The following is an 11871-nucleotide window of genomic DNA, read 5'->3' as shown; positions in this document are numbered from 1 at the left end:
TCCTCACCCGGGCCGGGCATCAAACGATCTTGCTCTTGAACTTCGTGAGGCGCCTGTAGTCGATCACCTCGTCGGCGTCCACGTCCGGGCTGTCGGCGTAGGCCACGCCGAACTGCGCGGTGTAGGTGCCGCGCTTGGACGGCGAGAGCCAGACGCCGACCGTCAGCGTGGTGGTGTCGCCGTTGTCCAGCGAGGAGATCCAGCAGCCGAGGCCGCGGCCCTCGACGTCGCAGGTGACGCTCCGCGGCTTGCCGATCACCTTGATCTTGCGCGTCCCGGCCGGGAAGGCCCCGGCGAGCAGGGCGTGGGCCTGGCCGTCGTAGCCCCTGTTGGTGACCTTGACCTTGTAGGTCGTGTAGCCGCCCCGGCGGATGTGCTTGTAGTAGTAGACCGTGGCCTTGAACTTGGGCGCGGCGGTGGCGGCCGCGGGGGCGACGACCGCGGGGGCGGTGACGGCCGCCGCCGTGGCCGGGCTCTGTGCGAGGAGCGTGCCGCCCAGTACGGCGGCGGCGGCCGCGGCGGTGAGCCGCGTGGCGAAGTGACTCATGCGGCAGATCATTTCTTACATAGCCGACATTTCGCCAATAAGTTCTCGGCCCCCGCGATCAGCGGGGATCGAGCGCGTTCTCCCCCGCCGGCACGGTGAAGCGGGCGCCGGTCTCGGCCGGAGCCCCGCGGCGGCTGATGTGGTCCAGCACGCGGAAGTCGGCCCGCAGTTCCTCGGTGGTCAACCGGCACATGATGTAGCCCCGCCGCTGGTCGAGATAGGAGATGTGCCGGTTCTCGGCCGTCAGCTCGGCGACCCGGCTCTCGTCGCGGTAGCCGTCCCCGTCGCTGGCGACCGAGGAGGTGACCAGTTCCACCGCGACCCGGGGCGAGTCCGGGTCGTCGAAGTCGAGCATGAGGTCGGCCGCGTGGTGCATGTGCGCGTCGCCGGTCAGCACCACCGGGTTGGCGGCGCCGGAGTCGCGCAGGCCGGTCAGCAGGCGGGTGCGCTCGGCGGCGTAGCCGTCCCAGGAGTCCATGTTGACCTCGATCCCGGGGCCGGTCCGATGGTCGCGCTGGGCCATCATGATCTGCTGGCCGATGAGGTTCCACCGGGCCCCGGAGGCGGCGAGGCCGTCGAGCAGCCAGCGCCGCTGGTCCTCGCCCAGCAGGGTGCGCTCCGGCGCGAGCCGGTCGTCGCAGCCCGCCCGCAGGCCGTCCTCGCAGGCCTGGTCGTCGCGGAACTGGCGGGTGTCGAGCAGGTGGAAGCGGGCCAGCGGCCCCCAGTCCACCCGCCGGTGCACCCGGATCGACGTCCCGCCGGGCACGCTGGAGCGCCGCAGCGGCATGTTCTCGTAGTAGGCCCGGAAGGCGTTGGCCCGGCGCCGGGCGAACGCCGGGGCGCCGGTGCTGGAGACTCCGGCCGCCCAGTTGTTCTCGATCTCGTGGTCGTCGAAGGCGACCAGCCAGGGCGCGGCGGCGTGCGCGGCCTGCAGGTCGGGGTCGCTCCTGTACTGCGCGTGCCGCATCCGGTAGTCGGCCAGGGTCTCGCACTTGCCGGGCGTGTGCTGCCGTACGGCGCCGCCGATCGCGGTGTAGCCCTGCGGCGCGTACTCGTACATGTAGTCGCCCAGGTGCACCACCAGGTCCGGCTCCTGCTCGGCCAGCCTGCGGTAGGCCGTGTAGTAGCCGTGCTCGTAGTGGGCGCAGGCGGCGACGGCGAAGTTCAGCGGGGAGGTCGAGGAGTCCCGGGCGGGCGCGGTGCGGGTACGGCCGGCCGGCGACAGGTGTCCCTCGGCGCGGAAGCGGTAGAAGTACTCGCGGCCCGGCTCCAGGCCCTCCAGCTCGACGTGGACGCTGTGCGCCTGCCGCCACCGCGCGGTCTCGGCGCCCGAGCGCACCACCTTGGTGAACCCCTCGTCGGAGGCGAGCTGCCAGCGCACCTCCACGTCCCGGGACGGCATGCCGCCGCGGCCGTTCAGGCCGAGCGGCTCGGGCGCGAGCCGGGTCCACAGCACGACGCCGTCATGTGAGGGGTCGCCCGAGGCGACCCCCAGGGCGAACGGATCCCGGGCCAGGCTCCTGGACCGGGCGGCCGGAGCGTGCGAGGCCCCGGTGAGCAACAGGCCGCCGGCGTCGGCGGCGGCGGACAGGAACACTCTGCGTGACAGGTTCTGCTCCACCCGCCCAGTGCACGCGGTTCAGCTGTCCCGGCTGTGACCTGCGCTCCAAGGGGAGGTGAACAGCCGCTGCATAGCCACGCCGGTTACCCACCGTGGCTGAACACCGGTCGAGCGGAAGGTGACTTCTCTCCCGCCTGCGAGCGAAGATCGGACGTCAGGACAGGTACGGCTTCAGCGGATCCCTGAGCGCGCCGCAGCCCAGGTACTTCTCCACCGTGTGGAAGTCGATCCAGTCGAGGTTGACCAGGACCTCCTGGTCCACGCCGGTGAAGCGGGTCCGCAGTTCCGGCGGGATGGCCGCGATGTCGTCCTTGTCGGCGATGTTGACCCACCGGCGCACCTGGCGGGGCCGCTCGCCCCAGCCGTTGACCGGGGCCGGCATCAGCTTCTCGAAGACCACATTGCGCATGCCGAGCGGGCTGCCCAGCGTGATCAGCAGGTCCACCTTCAGGTCCGGGTTGGCCCAGAGCGTCTCGTAGGCCACCACACTGCCGAGCGAGTGCGCGATGACCACCCTGGGCCGGTTGCGGCGGATCACCTCGGCCACGATCGCCCGCACGCCCTCCCGCGCCCGGCTCCCGGCGGCGAGGTAGGCGGCGACCTCGGGGCAGAAGAGCTTGGCGAAGGCCGCGGCGTTGTCGTTCATGCGCGTCAGCAGCCAGCCGGCCACCCGGTTGAGCGCGCCGGTCAGCCCCTCCCCGAGCGTGTCGCGCTGCCGGGCCCAGGCGACCAGGACCTCCTGGGCCCCGGCGTCCATGGCCCGGACCTCGCGCGGCGCCTCGTCCTTGCTCTCGCCCAGCAGGTGGGCGTAGTAGGCGATCTCGGTGATGTAGCGCTCCCCGCCGTGGGGCGCGCCGCCGGTGAGACCCTTGTGCAGATAGCGGTCCCACTTGGTACGCATCGCGGTGGCCGCCCCGCTGACCGAGTTGCCCGCCTCGCGGTAGTAGCGGTACTTGCCTATCCCGTGCACGCCGACGATCGCGTTCATGACACCCCCGCCTTTCCCTCACCGGCCCGTACGGCCTTCCCCTGAGAAGCCACTGTGACGGAAGCCCGCGAACCCCACAAGACTGCGGCAAGTCCCACCAGCCAGAGGCTCCACACCACATATCCCGCGAAATTCGCCAGGTCCGTCCCGGGTACCCCGAAGGGGACGAGCACCCCGGAGGCGACGAGCGCCGCCGCGGCCAGGCCCCACACCTTGAGCACCCGGCCGCCCAGGGCCCTGACCACCATGACCGTCCAGGCCGCGGTCAGCAGGTAGCCGGCGGTCTCGCCGACCACCGTGCCGAGCACGGTCCCGAGCGTCTCGAAGGTCTCCGGGTCCCGCACGAACGGCACGATCAGGGGCCAGCGCAGCAGCCCGGCGACCTGGACGACGGCCGCCGCCGTCCCCACGACGAGCGACAGGCGCCCGGCCCGCGGGGCCAGTCCGGCGGCGATGGGCGCCAGCAGGCCGGCACCCAGCGCCAGCAGCAGGAACAGCGCGCTGACGATCGCCTGATCGCGGTGGAAGGCGTCCATGACCTCGGCAGCGGGCCGGGCCAGCACGTCGGGATAGTCGAAGACGGCCGCCAGGCCGGCGAAGGCGGCGTTGGCCGCCACCGCGCCGAGCACCAGCAGGACCGCGACCTTCCTCATGGGCATCATGGCCCCTCCTTCTTTGTACGATGCACAATGTACGCTGTACAAAATTTATACACCGTACAATGAAGGAATGAAAGGCCCCAAGCGCAGCCTCGACGTCCCGAAGATCGTCAACGCGGTCCTGGAACTGCTCGCCGAGGACCCCGCGACCGTCCCCACCCTGCGGGGCGTCGCCGCCCGCCTCGGCGTGCGGCCGAACACGCTCTACACCTACGTGCCCGACAGGGCCGCACTGGAGGGCGCCGTGGTCGAGCACCTGCTGGACCTGGCCGGGCCCGCCGTCCTGAGCGGGCCGGCCCCGTGGCGCGAGCGGATCACCGCTTACGCGCTGCGCCTGCGCGCCGAACTGCTGGCCAGGCCCGGAGCCGTGCCGTTCTTCCTCTCCGGCCCGATGAACGGCCCGAACGCCGTCCTGGTCGGCGAGGGGCTGCTCGCCGCCTTCGCCGAGGCCGGGCTGTCCCCCGGCGACGGCGCCCGGGCGGCGTACGCGGTGATCGTTCACGTGCTCGGCTCGGCCGCGCTGGCCGCCGCCGACCTGCCGGGACCCGGGACGGACCCGGAGCAGGTCCTGCTGGAGCGCCGGGCCGCACTGGCGGCCGGGCCGCCGCTCACCTCCGCCGCGTCGGAGGTGGCGGCCGGGTGGAACTCGGTAGAACAGTTCACATGGGGCATAAACCGGTTGATCGATGGGTGTGTCCCCTCGTTACCCTGAACGCGCACCCCCGTCGCCGAAGGAGTCGCCGCCATGCCCGGTCCGCTTCAGGTCAGCGGCTCGATCTCCATCCCCGAGACCGAGCTCCGCTGGCGGTTCTCCCGTTCCTCGGGCCCCGGCGGCCAGGGGGTCAACACCACCGACAGCCGCGTCGAGCTCGGCTTCGACCTGGCCGCCACCGAGGCCCTGCCGCCCCTGCTCAAGACGCGTGCCCTCGAACGGCTCGCCTCCCGCCTCGTGGAGGGGGTGGTCACCATCGCCGCCTCGGAGTTCCGCTCCCAGCTCCGCAACCGCGAGGCCGCAGAGATGCGCCTGGCCCAGCTGCTGCGCGAGGCCGTCGCCCCGCCGCCCAAGAAGCGCCGCCCCACCAAGCCCAGCAAGGGCGCCGTCGAGCGCCGCATCACCGCCAAGAAGCAGCGCTCCGACCTCAAACGCCTGCGCCGGAGCCCGTGACCCCGGTTCCGGCTTCAGGCCCCGTGTCCCCGGTCCCGGCATCGGACTGGGCGAACCGGCGGGCGGTGAGGACCGCCGTGGCCCCGGCCAGGACGATCAGCCCGAAGACCGTCATCGCGATCCTGAAGCCCGCCGCCTCGCCCAGTGCGTACAGGCCGATCGAGACCACCGTGCTCAGGCCGATGCAGAACACCGCCCACGCGTAGGCCTGCGAGCGGATCTCCCCCGGCGAGACCCGGCCCACCAGCGACAGGTACGCCGGCAGGAAGCTCCCCCCGCCCGCCCCCATCACGAACATCACGGCGAACGCCGCCATCGGGACCGGGGTCCAGCCCAGGACCAGCAGCGCACCGGCGAAGACCAGCGCCGAGCGGCCGGCGATCGTGGCCACGCCGTGCCAGTCGTCCCGCGAGGAGGCCCGAGTCGCCCAGCTCCCGCCCAGGAACAGGCCCGCCACCTGACCGGCGCCCGCGACGGTCAGCGCCGCGCCGCGCTGCGTCGCGCCGAACTCGAAGACGTGGCCGAGGAACAGCGACAACATCTGCGGCAGCGCCACCAGCCCCATGCCCGACAGCAGCGCCGCCAGCCACAGCCGCCGCAGCGTCCTGATCCGGAACAGCCGCCGGGTGGCCGCAGTGAACGGCACGCCGTCGGCGGCCTCGGCCCGCGCGGCGGTGGAGCGGGAGCGGCCCGGCTCGCGCAGCCGTACGGTCAGGGCCAGCAGCACGAACGTCGGGATCGCCAGCAGCACGAACGCCCACCGCCAGCCGTAGGCGGTGGCCAGCGCGCCCGCGGCGATCCCGGAGACCTGGCTCAGCGGGTTGGCCAGCCGGTGCAGCTGGAAGACCCTCGGGTGGACCCGGGGCGGGTAGTAGTCGGTCAGCAGGCTGGAGTGCACCACCTCGTTGCTCACCCGGCCGAGCCCGGCCAGCATCCGCACCGCGAACAGCAGCGCCACCGTGGTGACCAGCCCGGTCAGCACGCTCATCGTGCCCCACAGCAGCGCCGCCCCGGCCACCAGCCGCACCCGGTTCACCCGGTCGGACAGATACCCCAGCGGCAGTGCCGCCAGCAGGACGAACACGCTGACGATCGAGCCGATCGCGCCGATCTCGGTGTCGCTGAGCCCGAAGGCGTCCCTGATCTCCGGCGAGAGCGTGGCGAAGGCCAGGCGGTCGATCTCGTCGACGGCGTTCAGCCCGAACAGCAGCGCGAGCGGGAAGGCCGGGGCCCCGGCGGTGACCGCGCCCAGGCGGCCTTGGGCGGTCGCGGTCATCATGGGGCGCCCCTCTCGGCCGAATCTTGCTCTGTTTTCTAGATCCCGCCGGAGACCGCGTCAAGGGGTGATCAGGGAGCCAGCGCCTCCAGTGCCGCCTCGGCCCGGCGCATCGACTCCGCCGGGTCGGCGTCGGGCGAGCCGATCTCGGGGTCGAAGTTGAGGTCGTGGAAGACGTCGGTCACGCCCTGGGCCGCCAGACCCGCCAGGTCGCCCCGGATCTCCTCGAACGAACCGGTCAGCGGCCTGCGGTCCGCGGTCCCCGAGGGCCGCACCCGCGTGACGCCCCGGGTGACGAAGCGCAGCGCCTCCGGATCCCGCCCGGCGGCGCGGGCCGCCTCCTTGACGACGGCGATCTTCTCGCCGAGGCCGGCCGGATCCTCGCGGCTGGCGCTGATCCAGCCGTCGGCCAGGCGTCCCGCGCGGCGCAGCGCCACCGGCGCGCCCCCGCCGAGCAGGACGGGCGGGAGCGTGGCGGGACGGGGGTCCTGGTGGACCGGGGGCAGCCGGTAGAACTCGCCCTCGTGCTCGACGGTCTCCTCCGACCAGAGCCTGCGCAGCACCTGGAGGAACTCCTCCGCGCGCCGGCCGCGCCGCTCCATCGGCACCCCCGAGGCGACGAACTCCTCCTCCAGCCAGCCCAGTCCCAGCCCGGCCTCCAGCCTGCCGCCGGAGACCGCCTGGAGGCTGGCCAGCTGCTTGGCCAGCAGGACGGGCGAGAAGAACGGCATGTTCAGCACCGCGACCCCCAGCCGGATCCGGCTGGTCAGCCCCGCCAGATAGGACAGCGTGACCACGGGGTCGTGCACGCTGCGGTAGGTGGGGCCCATCGTGTGCCCGCGGGGGTACAGCAGCCGCTGGAAGGTCCACAGCCCGTGATAGCCGAGCTCCTCGGCCCGGCGGGCGACCCGCGCCATGTTGGCGGGCGTGGCCCAGGATCCCGACGTCGGCACCGCGAATCCGATCCTCATGCAGGCACCCTACGCGCGGCGCGCCGGGCGGGCGATCACCGGGGCCGCCCCGGCCCGCGCCACGAAGGAACCGGCCCGCGCCACGCGAGGATCGACCGCGCCACGCGGGAACCGGCCCGCGGACTCAGTACGGCTTGCGCCAGGTGAGGGAGTAGCGCCACAGCACGTGCCTGCGGAACACCGAGCCGGGCAGCAGCTCGCCGGCCGCCCGCCGCACCTGGTCCCAGGACATGTCCGCATCGAGGACCGGCACGTCGGGCTCGCCCGCGGCGGCGCGGTGGCGCAGGCGCAGGATCCGGGTGGCGGGCACGCCGAGGGCGGAGAAGGCCCAGTCGGCGGGGGTGGCGTTGCAGGCCAGGCCGACCACGGCCAGGGCGCCGCCCGGCCGCAGGATCGCCTCGGCCCTCTTCAGCGCCGCGGTGAAGTCCATGTGGTGGATCGTGGCCACGAACGAGACGAAGTCGACCCCGTCCTCCGGCGGCGACCAGGTCAGGAAGTCGGCCTCGGCGAAGGTCAGGTCACCGGGACCGCCCAGCGACCTGGCCTTCTCGATCGCCGGGGCGTACCGGTCGATCCCGATGACCCGTCCGGCCCGCCCGGCCAGCTTCCTGGCGAGCAGCCCGTCGCCGCAGCCGACGTCCAGCGCCGTCCCGCAACCGGGCGGGACGGCCCGCAGGACGAGCGGATGGTAGTGGGTGTTGTGGTTCCAGTAGTCCCCCATGGGCGGGGATTATGGCACCCGCCCACCGCGGAGACCGGAGAATCCGGACATCCGCCGATCTTCACCCGGCGGGCCGGGACTCAACCGACCATGTCGATGAGGTCGGCGACCGAGTCGGCCACCTGGGAGGGGCGGAACGGGTAGCGGTCGATCTGCTCCTTGGCCATCACCCCGGTGAGCACCAGGATCGTGTGCAGCCCGGCCTCCATGCCGGAGACGATGTCGGTGTCCATCCGGTCGCCGATCATCGCGGTGCTCTCGCTGTGCCCGTCGATGGCCCGCAGCGCGCTGCGCATCATCATCGGGTTGGGCTTGCCCACGAAGTACGGCTCCACGCCCGTCGCCTTCGTGATCATCGCCGCGACCGCGCCGCAGGCCGGCAGGGAGCCCTCGTGGGAGGGGCCGATCGGGTCGGGGTTGGTGGCGATGAAGCGGGCCCCGGCCTCGATCAGCCGGATCGCCCGCGTTATCTGCGTGAAGCTGTAGGTGCGCGTCTCGCCCAGGACCACGTAGTCGGGGCCGAGGTCGGTCAGCACGTAACCGATCTCGTGCAACGCCGTGGTCAAACCGGCTTCACCGATCACATAGGCCGAGCCCCCGGGACGCTGGTCGTCCAGGAACTGCGCGGTGGCCAGCGCCGAGGTCCAGATCGACTCCGCCGGGATGTCCAGGCCCGCCGCGCGCAGCCGTACCGCGAGATCGCGCGGGGTGTAGATGGAGTTGTTGGTCAGCACCATGAACCGCTTGCCCGTCGCGATCAACCGGCGGATGAACTCCTCGGCGCCCGGCACCGGGTGCCCCTCGTGGACCAGGACGCCGTCCATGTCCGACAGCCAGCACTCGATCGGCTTGCGCTCGTCCGTCATCGGCCCGCACTTCCCCGCTTCTCAATTCCTCGTCGATGGAGGTGACCAGGATGACAGGTGCGAGGCGGGCGCCCCACCGGCAGGTCGGCCGCGCCGGATGCCCGCCGGGGTGCTCGCGGGAGGACGCTCACTGCGCTGTGCGCCAGGCCTGCTCCTCGACCAGCTCCCGGCTGCGCCAGCCGTACACGGTGCGGACCATGCGGTGGTGGTACCAGCCGCCGCCGCGGATGAGCCCGGCGGCGTCGGCGGCGACCATCTCCCTGGACGGGGCGAGGGTGTCGGTGAAGGACGCCGTCACCACCGCCTCGTTCCCCTCGAAGCGGACGCTCGTCGCGCCGATCAGGTGCTGGCGGCCCGGCCAGTGCGACAGGACCTCCGCCAGCCAGGCCCGCGCCTCCTCCCGGGTGCCCCTGATCCCGCCGGCCGCCGTGTAGTCGATCACCGCGTCGGGCGTGAAGACGAGGTCGAGCCGTTGCCAGTCGCCGGTGTCGATGGAGTAGGCGTAGCGGGCGAGCACGTCGCCGATCTCCAGCCGGTCCGCGATCTCCTGTTGCCTCATGCCCGCATACAACCAAACGCTTGCTACGAATGCGAGGGGTGATCGCCTCGTGGATCCGGGGCCTTCCCCTCAGCGGTGCCGGTTTTCACGGGAACCACCGCCTTTACAGCGTAGATTCGCTCGTTCGCGCAGGCCGGAGCTGTGATTCACTTTCCTGGTGAGCGACGAGGACCTGATCGAGGAGATGAGCCGGATCGGCGTGCGCTACGGCGGCGGCCCCGCGACGGTGGTGCCGACCCGGCCGGACGTGGTCATCGTGCGGGCCGGGTCCGTCGTGGTCAAGGCGCACGCCCCCGGCGCCGCCCGCGAACCCCTGGAGCGGCGCATGCGGGCCGCGGCGCACCCCGCCCTGGGCGGCATCCTGCTGCGGCCGGTCACCGAGGAGGTCACGGCCGTCCGCGACAGGCTGGTGACCGTCTGGCCGGCCGGGACCCCGGTCGACCCCGGCGACCCCGGCGCCGCTCCCTGGGAGGACGGCGCCCGGCTGCTGGCCCGGCTGCACGCCGTACCGGCCGGCGCGCTGCCCGCCCTCCCCCCGGCGGGCGGCCCGGCCCGGGTGGGCAGGACCGTCACCCGGCTGACCGGCGGCTCGGCCGCCGAGCAGGTCGTGCTGCGGGCTTTCGCCTGCCTGCCGGAGTTCGACGAGAGCTCCGCGGGCGTGAGCCTGCCGACCCACGGCGACTGGCACATGGGGCAGATGGTCCGCGCAGAGGGCCGGTGGATCCTCATCGACGCCGACGACCTGGGCCTGGGCGATCCGGCCTGGGACCTGGCCAGGCCCGCGGCCTGGTTCGCCGCCGGGCTGCTGGAGCCGGAGGTGTGGCACCGCTTCCTGGCGGCCTACCGAGCCGCGGGCGGCGACGCCGTCCCGGCGCAGGGCGATCCGTGGGAGCGGCTGAACGTCCCGGCGCAGGCGCTGACGGTACAGCTGGCCGCCGCGGCGGTGGCGGCGGCGCGGCGGGAGGAGCGGGCGTTGGACGAGGTGGAGAGCGTGCTCGTCGACACCTGCCAAAGGATTGTCCAGTTCCGAAGTGCCTGCCATAGTGTGCCCACGCAGTAGGTTGTGGGTACGACGACCACGATGCCAAGGCAAGGAGACGACCGATGCAGTGCCCGAAGTGTCGCGGCAACATGCGCACTTATGAGCGCAATGGTGTCCATATTGATCAGTGCGACGGCTGTCGCGGGATCTTCCTCGACTACGGCGAGCTCGAGACCCTGACCCGGATGGAGAGCCAGTGGTCGCAGCAGCACGCCGCGCCGCCGCCTCCGCCGCCGCCGGCCCACGGCGCTCCCGGCTGGGGCGCTCCCGCTCCGCACTACGGCGGCCACTACGGCCACCACCGTCAGCGCAGCTGGGTGGGCATGCTCTTCTCCACCTGATCCATCCAGGGGGGACGACCCGAGACCGCGATCTCCACGAGATCGCGGTCTTCGCGTTCGGGGGCCCGCGCCCGCCCAGGGAAGCGGTTACTTGGGGAAGTCGCCGGGCTTGACCGGCTTGGAGGCGACCGTGCCGCCCTTGACCGAGTGCAGGGTGATCGTCCAGTTGTTCCAGCGGATGTACGCGCCGGAGTAGGTCGTCTTGTAGGGCACCGTCTTGCCGAACTGCGTGAAGTCGCACGAGCGGGTGAAGGCCTTGCGCTTGGCGTCCCAGTCGGTGCCGGTGGCGTAGTAGACCTTGTACTTGCCGTCGCGGATGCCGCTGATCGTCGCCTTGCCCTTCTTGCGCACGTAGAAGGAGACGACCCGCTTCTTGCCGCGCAGCACCACGACGACGGCGTCGTAGGCACCGCCGTTGTCGACCTTGAGCGAGCCCCGGCCGGTGCGGCTCTCGTACGACCGCAGGATCCTGCCGTTGGACAGGCGGCGGTTCTGCTGCTTGGCCGCCTTCACCGACACGACGTCGGCCGGGTAGCCGGTCAGGGCCGCCGCGGCGTCCTTCATGACCGACAGCTCCCCGCCCTTGTCCAGCTTGGTCAGCACCGAGGGGCCGGTGCACGTCTCCTGCGCCCGCACGCCCTCCACGGCGTCGTGCAGGGCCCCGCCGAACGTGCGCAGCGCACCGAGATAGGCCCCGTGCTGGGCGGCCACCTCGGGGGGCGGCGCGAGGACCTGCAGCCGGGTCACCGCCTGGTCCACCGCGCCGGCGGCCTTGCGCACCCGCCCGTCGAGGCCGTCCAGCCCGCCGGCGGCGGCCAGCTTCCGCAGCGCCTGCCTGACCGGTTCGCCCGCCTGCTCCAGCTCGGTCCGGTAGGCGTCGGCCGTCAGCGCCGACGGGGACGGCGGGGCGGTGCTCACCGCGACCGACGGGCCGCCGGAGGGATCCGCCTTCGGGCCGCCGCCTCCTCCGGCCACCCCGCCCGCGGTGGCCTGACCCCGCACGGGTTCACGGGCGGGAGTGAGCGACGAGCAGGCGCTCAGGGCGAGTGCCGCGACCGTGACACACGGGATCAGCCGGCGGGCCGTCGGGGGGAGGCTCATCTATCCCACTATCG

General features: G+C 72.6%; 14 protein-coding genes. 4 read left to right on the top strand and 10 right to left on the bottom strand.

Features of this window, described 5'->3' with window-relative positions:
* Positions 1 to 19: 19 nt before the first annotated feature.
* From Pta02_RS11095 to Pta02_RS11080, 4 genes are all read right to left on the bottom strand, one after another.
* On the bottom strand, positions 20 to 547 hold the full coding sequence (locus tag Pta02_RS11095) for a DUF11 domain-containing protein (RefSeq protein ID WP_203874646.1): 528 nt from the start codon (positions 545 to 547) through the stop codon (positions 20 to 22).
* 58 nt (positions 548 to 605) lie between these two features.
* On the bottom strand, positions 606 to 2168 hold the full coding sequence (locus Pta02_RS11090) for an alkaline phosphatase D family protein (RefSeq protein WP_203874645.1): 1563 nt from the start codon (positions 2166 to 2168) through the stop codon (positions 606 to 608).
* Positions 2169 to 2322: 154 nt separating this feature from the next.
* Positions 2323 to 3156 (bottom strand): hypothetical protein, encoded by an 834-nt coding sequence (locus tag Pta02_RS11085; RefSeq protein ID WP_203874644.1) that lies wholly within the window; start codon positions 3154 to 3156, stop codon positions 2323 to 2325.
* The gene (locus tag Pta02_RS11080) at positions 3153 to 3818 is read right to left on the bottom strand and encodes a DUF4386 family protein (RefSeq protein ID WP_203874643.1); all 666 of its coding nucleotides are present in this window, start codon (positions 3816 to 3818) and stop codon (positions 3153 to 3155) included. The genes Pta02_RS11085 and Pta02_RS11080 overlap by 4 nt, the downstream gene beginning before the upstream one ends.
* Before the next feature lie 67 nt (positions 3819 to 3885).
* On the opposite strand from Pta02_RS11080, the gene Pta02_RS11075 reads away from it, so the two are divergent.
* Positions 3886 to 4527 (top strand): TetR/AcrR family transcriptional regulator C-terminal domain-containing protein, encoded by a 642-nt coding sequence (locus tag Pta02_RS11075; RefSeq protein WP_203874642.1) that lies wholly within the window; start codon positions 3886 to 3888, stop codon positions 4525 to 4527.
* Positions 4528 to 4560: 33 nt separating this feature from the next.
* Positions 4561 to 4980 (top strand): alternative ribosome rescue aminoacyl-tRNA hydrolase ArfB, encoded by a 420-nt coding sequence (gene arfB, locus Pta02_RS11070; protein WP_203874641.1) that lies wholly within the window; start codon positions 4561 to 4563, stop codon positions 4978 to 4980.
* On the opposite strand, the gene Pta02_RS11065 is transcribed toward arfB, so the two are convergent.
* The 5 genes from Pta02_RS11065 to Pta02_RS11045 form a co-directional block, all read right to left on the bottom strand.
* Positions 4955 to 6259, bottom strand: coding sequence for an MFS transporter (locus Pta02_RS11065; RefSeq protein ID WP_203874640.1), 1305 nt, complete (start codon positions 6257 to 6259; stop codon positions 4955 to 4957). The genes arfB and Pta02_RS11065 overlap by 26 nt on opposite strands.
* Before the next feature lie 68 nt (positions 6260 to 6327).
* Entirely contained in the window at positions 6328 to 7227 is a 900-nt protein-coding gene (locus Pta02_RS11060; RefSeq protein WP_203874639.1) for a TIGR03619 family F420-dependent LLM class oxidoreductase, read from the bottom strand.
* A 124-nt stretch (positions 7228 to 7351) separates the two neighbouring features.
* Positions 7352 to 7948: a class I SAM-dependent methyltransferase gene (locus Pta02_RS11055; protein WP_203874638.1), complete on the bottom strand. Its 597-nt coding sequence runs from the start codon at positions 7946 to 7948 to the stop codon at positions 7352 to 7354.
* Between the two features lie 80 nt (positions 7949 to 8028).
* The gene (locus Pta02_RS11050) at positions 8029 to 8814 is read right to left on the bottom strand and encodes an HAD-IIA family hydrolase (RefSeq protein ID WP_203874637.1); all 786 of its coding nucleotides are present in this window, start codon (positions 8812 to 8814) and stop codon (positions 8029 to 8031) included.
* A 127-nt stretch (positions 8815 to 8941) separates the two neighbouring features.
* Complete coding sequence (locus Pta02_RS11045) at positions 8942 to 9373, bottom strand: nuclear transport factor 2 family protein (RefSeq protein WP_203874636.1); 432 nt, start codon at positions 9371 to 9373, stop codon at positions 8942 to 8944.
* Positions 9374 to 9530: 157 nt separating this feature from the next.
* Between Pta02_RS11045 and Pta02_RS11040 the strand changes: the two genes are divergently transcribed.
* Together Pta02_RS11040 and Pta02_RS11035 are read left to right on the top strand one after the other, a co-directional pair.
* Positions 9531 to 10433, top strand: coding sequence for a phosphotransferase family protein (locus Pta02_RS11040; RefSeq protein WP_239130131.1), 903 nt, complete (start codon positions 9531 to 9533; stop codon positions 10431 to 10433).
* Positions 10434 to 10477: 44 nt separating this feature from the next.
* The gene (locus Pta02_RS11035) at positions 10478 to 10756 is read left to right on the top strand and encodes a TFIIB-type zinc ribbon-containing protein (RefSeq protein WP_203874635.1); all 279 of its coding nucleotides are present in this window, start codon (positions 10478 to 10480) and stop codon (positions 10754 to 10756) included.
* 87 nt (positions 10757 to 10843) lie between these two features.
* Here Pta02_RS11035 and Pta02_RS11030 read toward each other — a convergent pair whose 3' ends face one another.
* Positions 10844 to 11857 carry a hypothetical protein gene (locus Pta02_RS11030; RefSeq protein WP_203874634.1) on the bottom strand — a complete coding sequence of 338 codons (1014 nt, stop codon included), beginning with the start codon at positions 11855 to 11857 and terminating at the stop codon, positions 10844 to 10846.
* Positions 11858 to 11871 lie beyond the last annotated feature (14 nt).

This window comes from Paraplanobispora takensis (genome assembly GCF_016863195.1).
In the GTDB taxonomy this organism is placed as follows: domain Bacteria; phylum Actinomycetota; class Actinomycetes; order Streptosporangiales; family Streptosporangiaceae; genus Planobispora; species Planobispora takensis.
This window is presented reverse-complemented; position numbering and strand designations above follow the sequence as displayed.